Raw genomic sequence first — 17,076 nt, 5'->3', positions numbered from 1 at the left:
ATCTGAATATCTATAATCTGAAAATTTAAATATTAAATATTTTATAGCTTTTATGTGTCTGTTTTATAATGTTTTCGGTTCTTTCGGGATGTGTGTCGGAAATAAAAATTTGTCCAAATACATCATCGTTTACCATATTCACAATTTGTTGTACTCTAAACGCATCTAACTTGTCAAAGATATCATCAAAAAGTAAAATCGGCAATGTTTTTGTATGTTTTTTAATGAAATCAAACTGCGTTAATTTCAAAGCAATTAAAAATGATTTTTGTTGTCCTTGCGATCCGAATTTTTTAACAGGAAAACCAGCGATGTTGAATATTACATCATCTTTATGAATTCCACAAGTAGTATATTGGGTAATTCTGTCTTTTTGAAGATTTTGAATTAGTAAGGTTTCTAAATTGTCATCATAAAGTTGACTTTCGTATTCAATAGTTACTTTTTCAGCATTTTCTGAAATAACTTCATATAATTCTTGAAAAACGGGAATAAATTTTTCTAAAAAATCTTTTCTTTTAGTGAAAATTAGGTGTCCAAATTCAGATAATTGTTCGTTGTAAATATTCAAATTATCCGCATCAAAAACTTGATTTAACGCAAAGTACTTCAATAATGCATTACGTTGTTGTAACGTTTTCTGATAATTTATTAACGTGTTTAAATAAGAAGTATCAAAAGTAGAAATTACATTATCAATAAATTTTCTTCGGGTTTCGCTGCCTTCAATAATCAAATCGGTGTCGCTGGGTGAAATAATCACAATAGGAATCAAACCAATATGTTCTGAAAATTTTTCGTAAATTTTTCCGTTACGTTTTAAAATTTTCTTTTGTGCTTTTTTGTAACTACAAATAATTTGTTCGGTACGATTTTCTTTTTCAAAAATACCATCAATTACAAAAAACTCTTCGCCGTGTTTGATATTTTGGGTGGAAAGTGGATTAAAATAACTTTTACCAACCGCTAAATGATAAATGGCATCTAAAATGGTTGTTTTTCCAATACCGTTTTTTCCAACAATAGCGTTTATTTTGCTTTCAAATTCAAATGAATTTTCGGCAATGTTCTTATAATTAAGTAAAGATAGTTTTTTTAAAATCACGTTTTTTAGGTAAAAAGTGGCAAAAATTACACTTTCGAGTACAAATGTAAGTTCAATTTTTAAAAATATAAATAAAAGCACTTTTAAATTTAAATAAAAAGTATATTTTTGCACTTCTAATAAAATTTTAGTTCAATGGCAACATACAATAAAAGAGGTTATAAATCACCAAAACCTGAAGTAGAAAAAGATCCAGCATTTGACACAAGTGCAGATGAAATTAATGTAAACGAAAACGAAAGTACTACTGCTGGCGTGTTTAATGCGTTAGATGAAACAGCAAACAAAACCGAAGAGTGGGTAATAAGAAACCAAAAAGCAATTTTAGGATTCATTTTGGCAGTTGCAATTGCTACCTTAGGATACATTTTATATGATAAATATGTAGCTACACCAAGTCAAGAAGAAGCGTTTAAAGAAATGAATCAAGCGCAAATGTACTTCCAACAAGCAGTTGATGCTACAGAAAAACAAGATTCTTTATTTAAATTATCTTTAAAAGGTGGTGAAGGTAAACTTGGTTTTGAAGGAATTATTTCTGAATATTCAGGAACTAAAGCAGCTAATTTAGCAGAATATTCTGCAGGTATGGCTTGTTTACATTTGAAAGATTTCAAAAAAGCAATTGAACATTTAGATAACTTTTCAACTAAAGAATTAAATTTACACGCTTTAGCTATTGGTGCAAAGGGTGATGCTAATGCAGAATTGAACAATAATGAAGAAGCTTTGAAATTATATGTTGAAGCTGCTAATGTTGATGAAAATGATTTTATCACTCCAAGATTTTTGTTGAAAGCAGCAAATATGGCTATTGTTTTAAAGAAAAATGACGAAGCTTTAGGTTATTTAAAAACAATCAAAGAAAAATACGAAACTTCTCAAGAAGGAAGTACAGTAGATATTTTAATTGCTTCATTGGAAAAATAATGGCAACCGAAAATAAAAATTTATCTCAATACGATAAAAACACAATCCCAAACGCGAAAGACTTTCGGTTTGGGATTGTTGTTTCAGAATGGAATGATACTGTAACTGAAGGGTTGTATAACGGAGTAATTTCAGCATTAACCAATTGTGGTGCCTTGCCAGAAAACATCAACCGATGGAATGTGCCAGGAAGTTTTGAACTGATTTTCGGAGCGCGTCAAATGCACGAAAAATTAGAATTAGATGCAGTAATTGTTATTGGTTGCGTGATTAAAGGCGAAACGATGCATTTTGAATTTGTTTGCGAAGGCGTAACCCAAGGTATGAAAGATTTAAACTTATTGTACGATGTGCCAACTATTTTTTGTGTTTTAACCGATAATACGATGCAACAATCTATCGATAGAAGTGGAGGAAAACACGGAAATAAAGGTGTAGAAGCCGCTATTGCCGCTATTAAAATGATAGATTTGAATAAACGATACTAAACTTTAATAAGTTAATTAAAACAAAAATCACAGGTTTCCATTTTTGGTAATCTGTGATTTTTTATTTTTCACAAAACTATTTTGTTATTAACTTTTACAAATTTGTATTTTTTGAGATATAAAAATAAGTTTTTAATTTCTTAAATTTGTAACATAACCAAAATAAAAAACAAAACAGATTAATGTCTGGAATCATTCAATTATTACCTGATCACGTAGCCAATCAAATTGCTGCTGGAGAAGTGGTGCAACGGCCTGCTTCTGTAGTTAAAGAGTTGATTGAAAATGCTGTTGATGCAAAGGCAACCGAAATTAAACTTATCGTAAAAGATGCCGGGAAAACGCTTATTCAAGTCATAGATAATGGCTTAGGAATGAACGTTACCGATGCAAGATTGTGTTTTGAACGTCACGCTACTTCTAAAATTCGTCACGCGGAAGATTTATTTGCGCTTCATACAAAAGGATTCCGAGGTGAAGCATTAGCGTCAATTGCTGCAGTCGCTCACGTAGAATTAAAAACCAAACAAGATCAAGAAGAATTAGGTATTCATATCATCATTGAAGGTAGTAAAGTAATTACACAAGATGTGGCTGTTTTGCCAAAAGGAACTTCTTTTTTAGTAAAAAATCTATTTTTTAATATTCCTGCGCGTAGAAATTTTTTAAAATCGGATAATATCGAATTAAAACATATTATTGACGAGTTTGAACGCGTAGCTTTGGCTCATCCTACTATCAGCTTTACTATGATTAGTAACGGAAGTGAAGTGTTTAATTTGCCAAGTTCTAATTATCGCCAGCGAATTGTAAATATTTTCGGTGGTAAAACAAATGAAAAATTAGTTCCTGTAACTGAAGAAACTGAAATTTTAAAAATTACTGGTTTTGTAGGAAAGCCTGAATTTGCCAAGAAAAACAGATCAGAACAGTTTTTTTTAGTCAATAATAGATATATTAGAAGTCCATTTTTGCATCACGCTATTATGAATGCTTATGATGGCTTATTGCGAGATAATAATCAACCCAGTTATTTCTTGTTTTTAGAAGTGCCGCCTCACACTATCGATATTAACATTCATCCCACAAAAACAGAAGTAAAATTTGACGACGAGCAAGCCTTGTATGCTATTTTACGAGCAACAGTAAAGCACAGTTTAGGAATGTTTAATGTAGCGCCAATTCTGGATTTTGAGAGAGACGCTAACTTAGATGTTCCGTATGATTATAAAGATAAAACGTTAGATACGCCAACCATTCAAGTAGATCGTTCGTTTAATCCATTTGAAACGGAAAACGAAACAAAAAAATATTCAGGTTCATCTGTATCTTATGCAAAACACACACAAGCTCAACCCCATTGGGAGAGTTTATATACTAATTTGAAACAAGATACTTTTGAGGTAACTGCTACAAATTTTGAAACTGATTTAGTGGCCAGTACATTATTTGATGATAAATCAACAGAAAGTCAGACTTTACTATATCAATTAAATAGAAAATATATTATCAATAGCATTAAATCAGGATTATTAGTTATTCATCAAAGTCGGGCACATCAGCGTATTTTGTACGAACAATTTTTAACCAACATTACCATTCATCAAGCCTCAAGTCAACAGTTGTTGTTTCCTTTAGAACTTCAGTTTTCAAGAGAAGAAATGATGTATTTAAAAGAAATTCAACCCAATTTAGAAGGGATAGGGTTTGCTTTTGAAAAAATGGGATTTGATGAATTGGTTATATCTGGTTTACCAGCTCAAATTTCAGATACCACAGTTACAGAAATTTTACACGATTTAATTTACAATTTGCAAGAAAATTTACCTGAAGATAGTTTTTCATTAAGTGATAGTATTTCTAAATTTATGGCAAAAAGTGTGGCAATTAAATCTGGTAAATATTTGAATACAATTGAATTAGAAAATATTGTAAATGGCTTATTTGCTTGTAAAGAGCCTAATGTGTCGCCCTTTAATAAACCAATTTTTATTACATTAACCACAGAAGATTTAGATAAAAGATTTTAAGTATGTTCAATAATATGACACCGGTTGTAAAGCAACTATTAATAATAAATGTTTTGGTTTTTATTTTGAGTCAAGTGTTACCTCAAAATTATGAAACGTTATCCTTATTTTATTTCGAAAGTGAAAAGTTCCGATTTTGGCAGCCTTTTACGCATATGTTTATGCACGCGAAAATGCCAAATTTGATGCATATTTTATTTAATATGTTTGCACTGGTTTCTTTTGGTTCGGCTTTAGAACATTTTTGGGGTGGAAAAAAGTTTTTGTTTTTTTACATAGCTTGTGGTTTAGGTGCAGCTTTAGTTCAAACTGGAATGAATTACTATGAAATTCATCAAGTCATAAATGAATTAGGACTAACATCTCAAGAAATGCAAATTATTTTTGATACGCCTTTAAGCGATGTGTTTAATTCGGCAGGGCAAACTACAGGAAAAGTAAATCAGATTTTAAATAATGTAGATTGTACCCAAGCTGAATTTGATAAATTATCTTTAATTTATGGAAGTTGCGTTGGTGCTTCAGGTGCCATTTATGGTTTGTTAGTAGCCTTTGCCTTTATGTTTCCTATGGCAGAATTAATGATGATGTTTATACCTGTTCCAATAAAAGCAAAGTTTTTTGTACCAATTATTGTTGGTTTAGATTTATTCTCAGGAGTAACTGGTTTTTCAATTTTTTCTGGTGGAGGTAATATTGCTCATTTTGCACACATTGGCGGTGCATTAACCGGTTTTTTATTAATGATGCTTTGGCGAAACAATAAGTTTACACATACCAGATGGAATTAGGTAAATAAGTCGAAAGTCGAAAGTCAAAAGTTGAAATGTCATATTTCTTATACTTCCTTTTATGACTTATATGGTTAATAAAAATCAAAAGCGATAATATAAATGAATTTTATAAACGAAATAAAACAACATTATAAAAGCAGCGATGCACCCCAAAAGTTAATTTTTATTAATATTTTGGCGTTCCTTTTATCTGCTTTGTGTTTTAGTTTTGTTGCTAATCAGTTTCAATATCCAAATTGGTTGGCTTTGTCTTCTAATTATAAAGATGTTTTATGGTTTCCTTGGACCGTATTTACCAATGGCTTTTTACATTCCAATTTTACTCATTTAATTTTTAATCTTCTATTTTTGTTCTACATAAGTAGTTTGTTTTATACATTTTTCAATACCAAACAGTTTTTAACTGTTTATTTTTTAGGTGGTTTTTTCGCAAGTTTGATTTTTGTGGCTTACGGATATTTATTTAATTATACTAATTTAATTGTTGGTGCAAGTGCATCTATTATGGCTGTTTTTATAGCTATGATCACATATGCACCTAGTTATTTGATACGAGTCCCTTTATTTGGATATTTTAAGATTTGGCAAGCGGCAATTGGATTTGTTATTATAAATTTTTTAATTAATTTTTTAATTAATTTTTTTATAGGAAAAAGCATTACTATCTATATTATACAATTATTATCTGAAAATAAAGGTGGTCATATTGCACATTTGTCTGGTGGTTTAGTTGGATTTGTTTTTGCTATGTTAATGAAAAAAGGAATCGATATAAGTACCATTTTTGCAATTAAAAAGAAAAAAAATAGTACATTTAAAAAAGTGTATAAAAACAAGTCCGTGAAAAAGTATCAATCCGTTCGTGTTTCGGATGTAAATTTTACACAAAGACAAATTGATGAAATACTTGAAAAGATTAGTAAATCGGGATATGAAAGTTTAACCAAAGAAGAAAAAGAATTTCTTTTTGCAGCCAATAAATAGATGCTAAAAAAAATGTCATTTATTTCAAAAACAATGTTGTTTTTTAATGTAATAGTTGCATTTACTACATTAATGGCATATTTGTTGCCTTTTTTAGCACCAAAATGGTTTCCTTTTTTAAGTGTTTTAACCTTGTTTTTGCCTTTTTTCTTGGTGGTGAATGTATTATTTTTTATGTATTGGTTATTACAATTTAAAAAATATATTTTCGTTTCTGGTTTGGTGTTGCTTTTAGGTATTACGTTTATCAATAAGTTTTATAATTTAAAACCCACAACGTTACCAAAATCCGAAAAAGAGTTCACTATAATGAGTTATAATGTTCGTTTGTTCAATAAATTTAATTGGAACAAAAAAGCGAATATTCCTACTAAAATTGCGGAATTTGTAAGTGAGAAAAATCCAGATATTTTATGTGTTCAAGAGTATTCGAATTTAGAAAAAACACAATTTTCGAATTATAAGTATAAACACGTTTTTAAAGAAGGCAAAAATATTATCGTAGGAAATGCTATTTTTTCTAAATATAAAATTATAGACAAAGGTGTTATTAATTTTCCAAATTCTACAAATAATGCGGTTTATGCCGATATTATTAAAGACAAAGATACGTTGCGAATTTATAGTATGCACTTGCAATCCATAAAAATTAGTACCGATATTGAAGAAGAGGAAATTCAGAAAATGAACGAATCTAAAACAAAATATATTTTTAGAAAAATCAGTAGTGCGTTTACCAAACAACAAGAGCAAGCTTTATTGTTAAAACAGCATTATACGGATTGCAAGTATAAAAAAATTATATGTGGCGATATGAATAATAGTGCTTTTTCTTTTGTGTACAGAACCATAAAAGGGTCTATGCAGGATGCTTTTGAATCTAATGGAGAAGGATTTGGTAAAACCTATAATTTTAAATATTATCCAGCACGAATTGACTATATTTTTGCCGACAAAAACATTCAAATCAATAGTTTTGAAACGTTAAATGATTTTTACAATAGCGATCATTTTCCTTTAATTTCTCGGTTAGATATTAAATAATATCCAAATCATATTTATTTAAAAGGCCACTTAAATTCTCATTTGAAAATTTAGTTTTACTTAGTTTATTCTTTTCAGGATCTATTGAAAAATGAAATGCTGAACTGAAGTCTGTTTTTTCTAAATTCGTTGCGTCAAAAATAGATTTTGATAAATCGCAATTATCAAATTTAACCCCACTAAGTGTAGTATTAGAAAAATCCACATCAATAATTTTTGAATCTTTAAATTTTGAATTTTTTAAGTTCATTTTGAAAAATGAACATACTTGTAACATACAAGAATCGAAGGAAACTTCAAATAAAAAGTCATTACAGTATTCAAATTGCAAACCTAAAATCGTACATTCTTGAAAAGTTACTTCTTTAAAAGAAGTATGGCTTACAAATGGAGTTTCAAAATTACAATTAATAAACTCACAGTTTGTAAATACACTATTTGAAAGCGTTGTATTAATAAAAGTACAGGAATCAAAAACACAAGTATCGTATTCGGCAATTTCAAACAATTCGTTAGAATAGTTTATTTTACTAAAAGTACTATCTAATATTAGCTTCATAACGAAAGGAATTGTTAAAATGACAAAAGAATTATTTTATTTTTCTTCTGTTTTTTTTCGTTCAGCTATCCATTCATTTAAACGTTTTCCATATTTAGATTTAGCCACTTTAGGAACTAACATTTTATTGATTGTATCTAATAATTTTATATTCGCATCTGGAATTTCGCTTAAAGCGATATAAGGCGACACTTCATATTTTGGATTTATAAGTGCAAAATTAGCAGTATATAAATATTTTCTAATGGTTAATTTATCGCGTTTGTTCTGAATTTCTTCTTTAACTGTTGCGTTATTTGCTGTTTTGTTTTTTAATTCTTTTTCTAATAAATCTAAGTTTTCATCATTTAATTTAGACTTAATTTTTAAGAATTTTTCATATACTTTTTGATTTTCTGAACCTGTAATTTTTGCATTAGAATAAAAACCTTGTAAAGTAGTTTCTATTTTCATTTTACCTGGTTCTGCGAAAAATTGAATACTATTATCTATAGATTCAGTAGTTCCTCTATCTAAAGTTAGATATAACATTTGTGGTTCATCTAATTGTATTTTGGTTTCAAAATTAGATTTCCCAGAGATTATAATGCTATCTAAAATTACTAAATTGGTATCATTTAGTTTATGAATATAAAGTTTTCCTTTTTTTAATCCGTCTACACTTCCAGATATTTCTAAGTTTCCAGTTTTATTGCTTTCTGTTTTACTACAAGCTACTAAAATGGTAACTAAAAGTATTGTAACTATTTTTTTCATTTTACAGGTGTTGATTTCAATTTATATGAAGTACAAAGAAAATAAAAAAATCCTCAAATTAATAGTAATTTGAGGATTTTATATTGGTCTTTACTTATTGATTATCCTTTTAACCAAGCATTTTTAATTGTTTCTTTTGTTTTATCCGTTGCCATAAATCCAGATTTTTCTTCTTTAGGCAAATTAATTTTACCTTTTAAAACAAGTTCTTTTCCATCTCTAATGACAGTTACTGAAATAGCATCACCATCTTTCCAAGATTCGCTTGACATAATTAAATCGTATATATTGTCTAAATTATATTCTTTGTCATTAAATGATTTTAACACATCATTACCTTGAATTCCTAAAGAGGTCATAAAAATATTATTGCTAACATCTTCTAAGGCTTTAATTTGTTTTGTAGCACCATCAACTGTAATTAATGGCGTTCTTCCGTCTTTTAGAAAAGGATTTCCTGTAGCGATGGTTTTACCTTTTGTAACACCCATTTTAGCAAAAAACACTTCGTAAGGAATTGGAGTTTCACCAGCAACGTATGTATTTAAAAATTCTCCAATTTGAGGATATGTAATTCTTGTAATCGTAGCAAATAATTCTTCATCTTTAAATGGTTTGTTGCTTCCAAATTCGTTAGATAAATCTTGCATTAAACTAAGAATTCCTCTTTGTCCATTGCTTAATTCTCTCATTTGAATATCAATACACATAGCAATTAAAGCTCCTTTTTGATATACATTTAAGTATTGCTCTTTATAAGGTTGTTCCAAAACGTTTTTACTCATTTTTGTAAAACTCATTTTGTCATTCATAGCATTTGCTTCCTCAATTTTTCCATTCATTCTTTTGTAGAAATCTTCTTCAGATATTAATCCTTGATTTACTTGGAATAAGTTCGCAAAATATTCGGTAATTCCTTCATACATCCATAAATGTTCAGACATTTGAGGTTTGTTGAAGTCAAAATAATGGATTTCTCTTGAATGTACGCTTAACGGCGTTACAATATGAAAAAATTCGTGTGAAACTACATCTTTTAATTGTTCTTGTAGCGCTTCTAACGGCATCATTTCTGGCATTACAACGGTTGTTGATGTCATATGTTCCAAAGCACCAAAACCTTTTGCATCTTTTGCGGCCATATCAGAAAGATATAACAAAACCGTATATTTTTTATTGGCGTTAAATTTACCTAAGAACTTTTTTTGAGCTCTCATAAACTTTTCAGTTTCTGGAGTAATATCAACCGCTTTATGTTTTCCATTTGGAGAATAAACACTGATTACAATATCCATACCTTCAACGTTAAACTCAGTATAATCTGGTTTAGAATACATTATCGGGTTGTCCACTAAAGCGCCATATCTTTCTGCGGTAAAGATGTCAACTTCATTACTTGCATTGGTATCAATTAATGAAGTAGCTCCCCATAAAGTTGCCGGGTGTTTTATTTCAACCGTGTAAGGAATTTCAGATTTTCCTTCAAAATAGCCTACAAAACCGTGCGTGTTAAGCATAAAGTTTTCTCCAGCTTTAATGTTTGTTCCAGCAGGTGAAAAAATATCTTCACTTTCACCAAAACCAGCTCCGCCTTCTGTATCGAAAGTATCACTCACATTATAAGTTACTTTGGCTAATTTAGTTGCTTCGTAAATCGTATACGAATTCTCATCCATTTTAGCAATTTTTAAAGGATTTCCTTTTTTGTCAAACGCTTTAACATTGTCCACAAATCTTCCATAATTGTCTTCAGAATAGGTTCCTGGAACAATTTTAGGAATGTTAAACGTGGTAGTTTCAGTTGTAATTGTAGGATTAATTATTGTAACTTTTACTTTGTCGTCAATTACATTTACTAAATCAATGCTAACAGAAACATCATTTTTTACAGTTGAAGTAACATTAGATGTTTTACAACTCATTAAAAAAATGGCGCAACTTAGGGTAAGTACTATTTTTTTCATTTTTATTTTTTTATATATTGAATAAGTAGCTAAACGCTAAAAATTGTTACAAAAAAAATCCTGTCGTGATTCTAATCAGACAGGATTTTTATTAATCGAATTTATTTTTGAAATAATATTTGCTATCTAAATCGTCTATATCGTCATCTAAAACATTGGTTTTAAATGCTTTTGGTTTGGGTTTTCCTGCTGCAACTTTCTTTTTCCAAAGTTCAAAATTATCTTTAGAAAGTTTTTTCCGCATAATTTCGGTTACTTCACTTTCGGAAATACCAAATTCTTCTTTAATTACTTCAAATGGCTTTTTTTCCTCTTGAGCCATACTAATTACACGTTCTGTATCTTCGTAATTTAGTTCAATCTTTTTACTTTTTTTCATTAGTGAAAAGCATAATTTGTTAATTATTCTATCTTATTTTTAATTTATTATTCAATATTATTAAAAAAAATATTTTGAAGCAAAAAAATAGAGGCTTTTTTTAAAGAATTTTTCTGAAAGTTAAATTTATTCTTGAGTTTTTGGGTTGAGTGGCTTTTGGAATTTGATGTTTATAATGAATTTGAGCACCATTTTTCATTACTAATAAACTACCGTGTTCTAATAATAAAGATTGCTTGTACTCTTTTTTTGTATTGTGTTTTATTTGAAACATTCTTGCCTCTCCAAAGCTTACAGATGCAATAACAGGGTCTCTACCTAATTCTTTTTCATTATCGGCATGCCAACCATTGCTATCTCTTTCATTTCTATATAAATTTAGTAATGCAGTAGTAAAATGTTCATTTGTGGTGGCTTCAATTTCTTCTTTTATGAAGGTTAAAACGCTATTAAACGGATGAGGTTGCATAACAATATTGGAATATCCATATGATTTTCCGTCATTTCCATAAAGAGCTGTTAATCTGGGTTGTGCTATTTTTTTTCCAAAAATGGTTATGTCATCTTGTTGCCAAGCTATTTCTTTAGATAGGGTTTTTAAAAATAAATCGGCTTTTTCTTTGGAGAAAAAATTTGGATAATAAATAAACTCGGCATCGGGTAAATTTAAAAATATAGGTTCTTTATCAAATAAATTAAGCATAAAAAAAGCGATGATTTACACCGCTAATTTATTGCTTTTTTTTGGAATTAGTGTTCCTTTTTTGAAAAATTAAGATTCATAATCACAATGGCTAAAATAATTAATGCGATGCCACTCCATTGCCAAAAAACCACTTCTTCATTTAAAATTAAAAACGCCATAAGAACTGAAACCGGTAATTCTAAAGAGGCTACAATACTTCCTAAGCCCAATCCTATTTTTGGAAAACCAGCATTTAGTAATATTGGTGGAATAATTGTTCCGAAAAGCGCTAAAAATAATCCGTAATTCTTGAAAATTTCAATGTTTAAAGATCCAACTTGTGTAAAAGCTGAAAAAGTAAATACAATTACTGCACCACCTAATAGCATATACAAACTTCGTTGTGCGGATGAAATTCCCAAAGCTACTTTATTCGCTGTAAACATAGTTGTGGTAAATGAAGCTGCAGCTAAAATACCCCAAAATATGCCTCTCCAATCTAATTGAATTGTAAATTCATATAATTTTGTAGCTAAAAATGTTCCAAATAAAACAATAATTACCGAAATTATCTTTTGGGTAGAAGGTCGTTTTTTATCTAAAATCCATTCTAATAAAACGCCCATCCAAACGGTTTGCATAAGAAGTACAATAGCTATTGAAACATCAATATATTTTACACATAAGTAATAAAATACACTTGTCATTCCTAATGAAGTTCCTGCAACCATTAGTTGGAAAATATTTTTTGAGCTTGCTTTTTGAGCTATTTCTTTATTAACTATTTTTTGAAATAAATTAATTAATAATACTCCAAGAATTCCATAGATAAATTGTGAAGAAGTTACTTCAGCCGTTGTGTAGCCGTCTTTGTATGCTAATTTTACAAACGTTGCTAACATTCCATAGCTGGTAGCGCCTAATGCAACAAGAAAAACACCTTTTAGTACATTATTTTTCATTAATCTGTTTTTATAAAGTCAACAAAGGTAGTTATAAAAATGACGATTATTTTTTTTCGTCCTCAACTAAATCTTTAAGATGAATTCGAAGCGCATTTACGGATATGCTAATCTCCCAAAATGAAATTCCTAATGAAATAAGTAGCGATAATAAACTGATGCCAAAAATATAAATCCCGGCAGTTTCATAGTTTAAAAACAGTAAAAACATCGCGAAAACAGATAAAAACAAACACAACACGCCAAAAAGTTGCATATATCTAATCAATGTGATTCTTTGGTTGAGGTTTTTTATCTCTATTAAAATGGACTTATTATGGTCTTGGTCGTAGTTTTTCTTTAAACTTCGTACAATCTGAGCAATGGTTAAAAATCTATTGGTATAGGCTAATAAAATTAATGAAGTAGCTGAAAACAATAATGCTGGAGTTTCAATAGAAAGATTCATCAGAAGTAATTTTAATTTAAATTAATAAAGTTTAAAGATACTTTTTTATGTAAAATATAGTGTAACTTTTTGCTCATTTTTTCGTCTTACAAGTAACTAAATTCAAATATTTATTTATTTTTATGAAAAAGCTTATTCTAAATTTCTTGTTTTCCACTTGTTTTGTTCTTTTTGTTTTTGCTCAAGATACCACAAAAGTAAAAAAAGACGATATTCAAAAAGAAAATCAGATTGAAGAAGTTAAAATTATTAAACAGAAAAAAGCCATTGAGCAAAAACCAGATCGAACTATTTTTAATATCTCGGATCAACCGAATTTAAATGCGGGAACTTTAATGGAAACCATAAAGCAATTGCCAGGATTAATTTCTTCAGATGTGGCAGGAATGATGTATCAAGGAAAACAATTAGAGGTTTTTTTAGATGGAAGACCATTAAATATTTCAAGTTTAGAATTAAATTCTTTTTTAGAAGGAATGCCCGCTAATTCTGTAGAACGAATTGAAGTAATTACGCAGCCAGGAGCTGAATTCCCTGCTACCTCGGGTGGTGCGATTTTAAATATTATTACAAATAGAAACGCAAAAAAATACTTAAGTGCTACTTATACGAGTAGTTCGGCTTTTAATACTTACGATACTTCACGTTTTAGAACGTATAATAGTGTGTTGTTAAATGCTAAGAATAAATATTTTGGGTGGCAATTAAATTTTGGACAAAATTATCGTGAAAACGCCACTTGGTCCGAATTTTTAAATACCAGTTCTAACACTATTTTATCAAAAGTAGAAAGTGATAAGATAAATCGATCGCAATTTTTAAAATCTGGGATTACTTTTGATATTAATAAAGATAGGTTATTGTTGAATTATGATATTAATGTGGCAAACAGCGATAGTGAAACAGAAGGTTTTGGTTTAGGATTTGTTACTTCAGATAAAGGAAAATCCCATAATACTCGACAAGATGCTACAATAACGTATCAGAAAAGATTTGATGATAAAAGTCAAAAATTAGATTTTGTTTTTAATTATAACAATAATAAAAATGATTTCAACTTGTTTTCAAACGTTTTTAGAAATGCTGTTTTGGATAATTTTTCGAACCAAAATTATTACAACGGAAAATTTGACTACTCGCAAGGATTACGAATTTTAGATGAAGGAAAAGTTAGTTTTGGTGCCTTATATGAAAAATTACTTTTTGAAGCTGAAAATTTTGGAAGCATAAATTTAGACTATCAAAGAACAACTGCTTCCATTTATTTAGAGTTTCAAGCGAAATACAATAAGTTCGATTTTATTTTAGGTTCCAGAGCCGAAAAATATGAAATTAACGGAAAAACAACCACTGTGGATTTGATTCCGTTTGACCAATTTAGATGGTTTCCAAATGCTACTGTTCAATATAATTTGTCACCACAAATTTTCTTGAATATGAATTACAACAAGAAAATTACATTGCCTTCTACTTCTGCATTAAATCCAAACAATACCACGTATCAAAATCAGAATTTAAATTCGGTTGGAAATCCAAATTTACAACCTACAATTTTTGATAATTTTGAAGTTAAAATTAGTGCTTTTGATTACGCTTATTTAGGGTACAACTTAAGTAGTGCAAAAAATCAAGTGGTTCAACAAGTAAGTTTAAATGGAAATTTAGTTCAAAGTAGTAATTTTAACGTATCGGAAGTTAAAATACATAATTTTAATTTTGCACTTCCTTTGCCATATATGCTATTTACAAAAGGATTAAAAGAAACGATGAAATTTGATTTTAATCCAGACAAAATCAACTTTTTGTACCTTTATACAGGATATCAATTGCATCAAATCCCAAATTTAGAAACAAAAGGTTTTTGGAATTTAAACTTAATGTCTCAAATAATTTTACCAAAAGATATTAAATTTATTACCGAGTTTGGATTCATCACTTCAGGCGGAAATTACTTTTATTTTGTTGCCGACAAACCATTTAATAATTATTTAGATATGACTTTTAGCAAGAAGTTCCTAAAAGATCAATTAACGGTTACAATTTTTGGAGACGATATTTTTAATATGAATAGAAGTTTGTTCCGCCCAATAAATGATCCATTATTATCTTATAATAAAAGTGATACTCGAAAATTTGGCTTTACCATAAATTACAAATTACCAACAAAAAATAAGGCAGCAAAAATAGAACAAAACATCCTTAAAGACGATAAAAAAGAAGAGGGAACAGTTATTGGGAATTAATTTTTTTGTCAAGTAATAAAGATAACTTTTTTGCACCAATATCATTTAAATGGTCCGCATCATAAAAATCGGCTGTTATAAATTTGTCAGATTTTAATAGATTTAAATAACTGCAGTTTTGGTTTTTTTGAACCAATTCATTTATAGTTTTAATTGTTTTAGACAATTGAATTTGGTTTAAATTATTATAATAAGAAAGATGAGTTGGCGTGGTAATAAATAGAATTTTAATATTCTTTTTTTGACACATTTTAATAATTTTCTGAAGACTTTTTATATTTCCATCAAATAATTTAAAGTTTTTTGCAGTATGTTTTTTTGCAGTATATTGACCTTCAAATTTTTTTCTTTCTTTTGAATTAAAGTTTGTTCCCCAGCCTAAATTAGAAGAGGTTATAAATGATTTATTTAAAACATAATGTTTTACTACTTTTTTTAAATTTAGTAAAATATCAGGATTTAAAGTTTCAAAATTTGCTGTAAAATGATATTTATTTTCAAAACCATAATACAAGATGTAGTTTTTTAAACGCCATTTTTCAACATCAGTTTCTAAGGTTTCAAACAAACTAAAATATGAAATAGGAATAATAATCGTTTTTAAATTGGTTAGTTTATTCTTGTAAACATCTAAAAGTTCCTCATCTAAATCTAAGGTTTGTGAAACATAAGCGGCATTGAATGTTTGCTTTGAAAAATATTTCGGATTAATTCCGTAAAACGTATGAGAACTTCCTACTATTAAAGTGTTAATTTTCGAAGCGTTTTTATCTATATAGGATTTTTTTAGTTGATAGTCGTTAGGTATTTTACGAATAGCAATTTCTAAAACCAAAAAGAAAATAAAAATTGGCACTATGATTTTCAAAATATGTAACCAAAATTTTTTCATTTAAGTGCACTGTAATAATTAATATTAATCGCAATATATAAAAAAATCCTGACAGAAAAAATGTACTGTCAGGATTTATAAAATATGTATTGCTTATTATTTTAAGGTTTCAAAACTTCTTTTTACAAAAGCAGTTAAATCTTCACCTTTTAATAAACCTTGAGATAGTTTAGCTAAATCTAAAGCATTTTTAACTAATTCTTTTTGATTTTCTTCATTAGCTTGTAAAATTGAATTTGCTAATTCCGAATTGGCATTTACCACTAAATTATACATTTCGGGCATATTGCTCATTCCAAACATTCCTCCGCCGCCACTTTGACTCATTTCTTTCATACGACGCATAAATTCGGGTTGCGTAATTATAAATGGCGTAGCATCACTATCTAATGATTCTAATTGAACAGAATACGCTTTAGGAACTACTGCTTCCAAAGAAGTTTTTAAGGTTTCTTTTTCAGTATCTGATAATTTAGAAATTTGTGTTTCTTCTTTGTTGATTAATTTATCAATATGATCCGCATCAACTCGTGCAAAAGTCAGATTTTCATTGTCAGCTTCTAATTTCTGAATTAAATGCGATACAATTGGAGAATCTAAAAGTAATACTTGATATCCTTTACTTGTAGCGATATCAATGTAACTGTGTTGTGTTTCTTTGTTTGAAGCATATAAAACAACTAATTTTCCATCTTTATCTGTTTGTAAATCTTTAGTTGCTTCTTTTAATTCTGCTAACGTGTAATATTTGTTTTCTGTTGTAGGATATAAAACAAAATCACCCGATTTTTCATAAAATTTTGGTTCAGAAAG

The 17,076-nt window shown here is 28.8% G+C and carries 16 protein-coding genes and 1 pseudogene; 7 read left to right on the top strand and 10 right to left on the bottom strand.

Annotated elements, in window-relative coordinates; all coding sequences use genetic code 11:
• Nucleotides 1–25 precede the first annotated feature (25 nt).
• Complete coding sequence (gene recF, locus ACIQ11_RS03465) at nt 26–1,105, bottom strand: DNA replication/repair protein RecF (protein ID WP_396152827.1); 1,080 nt, start codon at nt 1,103–1,105, stop codon at nt 26–28.
• A 135-nt stretch (nt 1,106–1,240) separates the two neighbouring features.
• Between recF and ACIQ11_RS03460 the strand changes: the two genes are divergently transcribed.
• From ACIQ11_RS03460 to ACIQ11_RS03435, 6 genes are all read left to right on the top strand, one after another.
• A complete protein-coding gene (locus tag ACIQ11_RS03460; protein ID WP_396152825.1) occupies nt 1,241–2,035 on the top strand; it encodes a tol-pal system YbgF family protein in 795 nt (264 codons plus the stop codon).
• Nucleotides 2,035–2,523, top strand: a complete 489-nt coding sequence (gene ribH, locus ACIQ11_RS03455; RefSeq protein WP_396152823.1) for a 6,7-dimethyl-8-ribityllumazine synthase — start codon at nt 2,035–2,037, stop codon at nt 2,521–2,523. The genes ACIQ11_RS03460 and ribH overlap by 1 nt, the downstream gene beginning before the upstream one ends.
• Nucleotides 2,524–2,705: 182 nt before the next feature.
• Nucleotides 2,706–4,553, top strand: a complete 1,848-nt coding sequence (gene mutL, locus ACIQ11_RS03450) for a DNA mismatch repair endonuclease MutL (RefSeq protein ID WP_396152821.1) — start codon at nt 2,706–2,708, stop codon at nt 4,551–4,553.
• A gap of 2 nt (nt 4,554–4,555) precedes the next feature.
• Nucleotides 4,556–5,344 carry a rhomboid family intramembrane serine protease gene (locus ACIQ11_RS03445; RefSeq protein ID WP_396148330.1) on the top strand — a complete coding sequence of 263 codons (789 nt, stop codon included), beginning with the start codon at nt 4,556–4,558 and terminating at the stop codon, nt 5,342–5,344.
• Nucleotides 5,345–5,446: 102 nt separating this feature from the next.
• Nucleotides 5,447–6,331 carry a rhomboid family intramembrane serine protease gene (locus ACIQ11_RS03440; protein WP_396152818.1) on the top strand — a complete coding sequence of 295 codons (885 nt, stop codon included), beginning with the start codon at nt 5,447–5,449 and terminating at the stop codon, nt 6,329–6,331.
• A gap of 12 nt (nt 6,332–6,343) precedes the next feature.
• Complete coding sequence (locus ACIQ11_RS03435; protein WP_396152816.1) at nt 6,344–7,375, top strand: endonuclease/exonuclease/phosphatase family protein; 1,032 nt, start codon at nt 6,344–6,346, stop codon at nt 7,373–7,375.
• Here ACIQ11_RS03435 and ACIQ11_RS03430 read toward each other — a convergent pair.
• From ACIQ11_RS03430 to ACIQ11_RS03400, 7 genes are all read right to left on the bottom strand, one after another.
• Nucleotides 7,368–7,934: a pentapeptide repeat-containing protein gene (locus ACIQ11_RS03430; RefSeq protein WP_396152814.1), complete on the bottom strand. Its 567-nt coding sequence runs from the start codon at nt 7,932–7,934 to the stop codon at nt 7,368–7,370. The genes ACIQ11_RS03435 and ACIQ11_RS03430 overlap by 8 nt on opposite strands.
• Nucleotides 7,935–7,970: 36 nt before the next feature.
• Nucleotides 7,971–8,690: a DUF4369 domain-containing protein gene (locus tag ACIQ11_RS03425; protein WP_396152812.1), complete on the bottom strand. Its 720-nt coding sequence runs from the start codon at nt 8,688–8,690 to the stop codon at nt 7,971–7,973.
• 101 nt (nt 8,691–8,791) lie between these two features.
• The gene (locus tag ACIQ11_RS03420; protein WP_396152810.1) at nt 8,792–10,654 is read right to left on the bottom strand and encodes a peptidase M61; all 1,863 of its coding nucleotides are present in this window, start codon (nt 10,652–10,654) and stop codon (nt 8,792–8,794) included.
• A gap of 91 nt (nt 10,655–10,745) precedes the next feature.
• Nucleotides 10,746–11,033 (bottom strand): TIGR03643 family protein, encoded by a 288-nt coding sequence (locus ACIQ11_RS03415; RefSeq protein WP_353077860.1) that lies wholly within the window; start codon nt 11,031–11,033, stop codon nt 10,746–10,748.
• Between the two features lie 100 nt (nt 11,034–11,133).
• Entirely contained in the window at nt 11,134–11,736 is a 603-nt protein-coding gene (locus tag ACIQ11_RS03410; RefSeq protein WP_396152808.1) for an alpha-ketoglutarate-dependent dioxygenase AlkB family protein, read from the bottom strand.
• A 47-nt stretch (nt 11,737–11,783) separates the two neighbouring features.
• Nucleotides 11,784–12,680, bottom strand: a complete 897-nt coding sequence (locus tag ACIQ11_RS03405) for an EamA family transporter (RefSeq protein WP_396152806.1) — start codon at nt 12,678–12,680, stop codon at nt 11,784–11,786.
• 46 nt (nt 12,681–12,726) lie between these two features.
• On the bottom strand, nt 12,727–13,128 hold the full coding sequence (locus ACIQ11_RS03400) for a DUF2721 domain-containing protein (protein WP_396152804.1): 402 nt from the start codon (nt 13,126–13,128) through the stop codon (nt 12,727–12,729).
• Between the two features lie 122 nt (nt 13,129–13,250).
• On the opposite strand from ACIQ11_RS03400, the gene ACIQ11_RS03395 reads away from it, so the two are divergent.
• Nucleotides 13,251–15,371 (top strand): TonB-dependent receptor domain-containing protein, encoded by a 2,121-nt coding sequence (locus ACIQ11_RS03395; protein ID WP_396152802.1) that lies wholly within the window; start codon nt 13,251–13,253, stop codon nt 15,369–15,371.
• On the opposite strand, the gene ACIQ11_RS03390 is transcribed toward ACIQ11_RS03395, so the two are convergent.
• Both ACIQ11_RS03390 and ACIQ11_RS03385 read right to left on the bottom strand, forming a co-directional pair.
• Nucleotides 15,358–16,263 carry a DUF1574 family protein gene (locus tag ACIQ11_RS03390; RefSeq protein ID WP_396152800.1) on the bottom strand — a complete coding sequence of 302 codons (906 nt, stop codon included), beginning with the start codon at nt 16,261–16,263 and terminating at the stop codon, nt 15,358–15,360. The two genes, ACIQ11_RS03395 and ACIQ11_RS03390, sit on opposite strands and share 14 nt — an antisense overlap.
• 96 nt (nt 16,264–16,359) lie before the next feature.
• Nucleotides 16,360–17,076: pseudogene (locus tag ACIQ11_RS03385) on the bottom strand (molecular chaperone HtpG); the annotation flags it as partial.

Source organism: Flavobacterium sp., assembly GCF_044361065.1.
GTDB lineage: Bacteria > Bacteroidota > Bacteroidia > Flavobacteriales > Flavobacteriaceae > Flavobacterium.
The sequence above is the reverse complement of the archived record's forward strand: the minus strand, read 5'-3'. Positions and strand labels throughout refer to the sequence as shown.